At 74.2% G+C, this 3,087-nt stretch carries 3 protein-coding genes; 2 read left to right on the forward strand and 1 reads right to left on the reverse strand.

The window, feature by feature from the left end; genetic code table 11:
• On the reverse strand, positions 1–1,781 hold a 1,781-nt coding region (locus AOK24_RS44270; protein ID WP_055725451.1), incomplete at its 3' end, for a tetratricopeptide repeat protein.
• A 38-nt stretch (positions 1,782–1,819) separates the two neighbouring features.
• On the opposite strand from AOK24_RS44270, the gene AOK24_RS44275 reads away from it, so the two are divergent.
• Entirely contained in the window at positions 1,820–2,449 is a 630-nt protein-coding gene (locus tag AOK24_RS44275) for a hypothetical protein (RefSeq protein ID WP_055725452.1), read from the forward strand.
• A gap of 120 nt (positions 2,450–2,569) precedes the next feature.
• Positions 2,570–2,971, forward strand: coding sequence for a RidA family protein (locus AOK24_RS44280; RefSeq protein WP_055725453.1), 402 nt, complete (start codon positions 2,570–2,572; stop codon positions 2,969–2,971).
• Positions 2,972–3,087 lie beyond the last annotated feature (116 nt).

Raw genomic sequence — 3,087 nt, forward strand, 5'->3', positions numbered from 1 at the left:
GGCCTACGAGGGGACCCGGCCTCGTGGTCGAGCGGGCTGACGGAGGCGGGCCGGGTCCCCTCGTAGGCCGTCAGGCGCGGGTGCCAGGCGGTGGTGAAGGGCCGGATGACGTCGTTGACCAGGCTGTACGCCAGGCTCTGCACGGTCCGCGCGCCCGTGCCCGGCGCGAGGCCGATGCTGTACGTGTGCAGGGTCGCGCGGGTGAAGTCGATCACCGACTTGAGCGAGCTCAGGGCCTCGCGCAGGCTCCCCTCGCCGGGAGCGAGCTCCTGGACGCCGATCCGGGTGACGAGCTCGACCTGGATGTCGAACGCGGCCATCCGCTCGGACTCGCTGGGTGCTGTCACGGGGACCTCCCTCCGGCTGCCGGGAAGACCCAGGGTATCCGGGCCGCGGTGGCCGCACAGCGTGCGCAGGGCGGCATGCCTGAGGGCCTCTGTACGGGCCGGAGCGGGGTCGTGGTGGTGCCAGGCGTGCAGAGTGACGGGATGGAGCCGCCAGGCTCCCGCAGCGCCTCCTGGGGCGTTCTCCGGGTCCAGCAGGCCGCGTGCGGACAGTTCGGCGATCCCCTGGGCCGCGCGTCTGCGGGCGACCGCCTGCGGCACCCGGTCGACGGCGGCCAGCACGCCGGCCGCGTCCCGCGCGGTCACCGGCAGCGGATGGAGAGCGGCGGCGCACCGCAGGACGTCGGCGGCCTCGTCCCCGTCCACGTCCGCGACGAGACCGGCCGTGACGTCCCGTTCGGCCAGCGTGTCCAGGAGTGATCTCCCGCGCGTGTGCAGGAGGTCGTAGAGGGCGCGCGGACTGTGACCCGCGCGCACGGCGCGTCCCAGGAGCGCGAGAGCGAGGGGGTGGCCGTCGACCGCCTCGGCGAGAGTGTCCGTGTCACCGAAGTCGCCTGAGTCGTCGGGGTTGCCGCCGAGCAGCAGGCGCGCGTGGTGCGCGTCGAGCGGTCCCAGGTCGAGGACGGCGCCCGGGCCGTCGTACGCGTGGCCGCGGAGGGTGAAGAGGGTGTGGCCCAAGGGATGCTGTGCGGTCGTCTCCGCGAGGCGTCCCGGGGGGACGTCGTCGACGATCAGGAGGAAGGGCCCGCCGGGGTCCGCATCCCGTACGGGGGTGTCGTCCGAGCGTCCGTCCAGCCAGTGGACGCCTCCCGGGTAGGCCGCCTCGAAGCGCAGCGCGTACTCGCGCGCGAGCGCGGTCTTGCCGATGCCCGCCATCCCGCGGATCTGGACGGTCCGCGCCGGGGCCCGTCCCGCGGTGAGCGGCGCGGCGTGCGCGTGCAGCGCGGAGTGGACCTGCCAGAGCTCGGTCAGGCGGCCGAGGAACTCGGGGTGGGGACCCCGTACGGCGGGCTCCGGCAGCCGCATGGGACCGTCGAGACGGGCCAGGTGCGCCACGACGTCGGCGACGAGCCCCGCGGGATCCGCCGGGTCCGCGTGGCGCGCGTCGCGCAGTTCGACGGGCTGGATGTGGGCGGCGGCCGGCTCGGGGTTGGCGACCATGACCCGGCGCCGGGGGTCGCCTTCGGCGAGACCGGCGAGATAGGCGCAGGTCAGCTCCCACTGGCACGCCTCACGCGCGGGATAGCCGGTGGAGTAGTACGCCAGCAGCGCCGTGGACCTGCCGAGTTCGCGGCGGATCGTTTCGCTGATCCCCTCGAAGGGGGCCACCCCGGTCTCGTCGGTGAAGACCCGCAGCCCCTCCTCGCGCAGCGCACGCGCGAGGGGACGGACCGACTCCACGTCCGCGCGGCTGTAGCTGAGGAAGACGTCCCACACGGCGACTTACCCTACTGTGGGCACCCGGGGAGGCGATCATGGGACACAGGCAGCGCAAGCGGCGGGGACCGAGCGGACCGTCGCAGATCACGGCGACACTGTCGATACCGTTCGTGGGCGAGATCTCCGGCACCTGGCAGCCGGCCGACGCGGAGCGCAGCGCGGCGTGGGAGCTGTACCTGGAGCTGGTGACGCGGGTCTCGGTGGAGGAGCTGCACCCCGACGAGGGCTTCCTGCGCGAGGCCCTGACGTCCCTGTACACGTTCTTCGGCACCACCCGCGACATCCTGCGCCGCTACGGCCCCGACGTCGCCCCGCCCCTGGCCCCCGGCCACGTCAGCTTCGGCGTCCTCGCGGTGACCGTCCTCAACCGCGTCCTGCGCCCCCTCCTGGCCTCCTGGCACCCCCGCCTGGCCGCCTACGAGTCCCGGCGCCCCGAGGGCCACGACCCGGTCGCCTGGGAGCGCGCCTGGGACCACGCGCCGGCCCTGCGCACCCAGCTCACCGAGGTCCGCCGCACCCTGGCCTCCCTGGCCCGCACCCTCCAGAAGGTCGCCGACGTGAGCGACCTGATCGACCTCCCGGCCCCCCGCTCCCCGGGGCTGGGGGCAGACAGGGGCACCCCCCCCCCGCAGGTTCGAGCGGATCCTGACGGCCCGGAGTCGTGAGACCGGTGTGCGGCCCGCACTGCTGACGCGGGCCGCGTGATCCGCCGCCCCGGAAAATCCGGGTGCCCTCGCGCGCGCCGGGCTGGATGATCGGCAGTCGTCCACCAGCGAGGAGCTCCCATGATCCGCCGCGTCACCTCACCCGACCTCTTCCGCCCGCCCACCTACGCGCACGCCTCGGTCGTCGAGGCCGGAACGAAACTCGCGTTCCTCGCCGGTTCGGTGCCCCTCGACGCGGCGGGCACCCTCGTGGGACCGGGGGACCCGGTACGGCAGGCCGAGCGGGTGATCGCCAACCTGGAGGAGCAACTCCGGTCGGTCGGCAGCGACTTGGCGCACGTCGTCGTCACGGACGTGTACGTCGTGAGCCCCGACCCGGCCGTACTGACAGCGGTGTGGACCGTGGTCGAGGCGTCCGGCCTCAGCACCGGCCCCCACTCCTCGACCCTCCTCGGCGTCGCGAGCCTCGGCTACCCGGGCCAACTCGTGGAGATCACGGCGACGGCGGTGGTGCCGGAGTAGAGGGCGCGTACGAGGGGGCGCGCACGGCCAAACGCGCGCCGCCTCACGGCGTACGACGTACGGCGCCCGGCCGTCCGTCACACAACAAGCACCGCACCCCCAGCACCGGCACCACC

Source organism: Streptomyces niveiscabiei, assembly GCF_001419795.1.
Classification (GTDB): Bacteria; Actinomycetota; Actinomycetes; order Streptomycetales; family Streptomycetaceae; genus Streptomyces; species Streptomyces niveiscabiei.

Excerpts from the sequence above, each read along its gene's own strand:
- AOK24_RS44280 (WP_055725453.1), top strand. The coding sequence starts at position 2,570 with ATGATCCGCCGCGTCACCTCACCCGACCTCTTCCGCCCGCCCACCTAC.
- AOK24_RS44275 (WP_055725452.1), top strand. The coding sequence starts at position 1,820 with ATGGGACACAGGCAGCGCAAGCGGCGGGGACCGAGCGGACCGTCGCAG.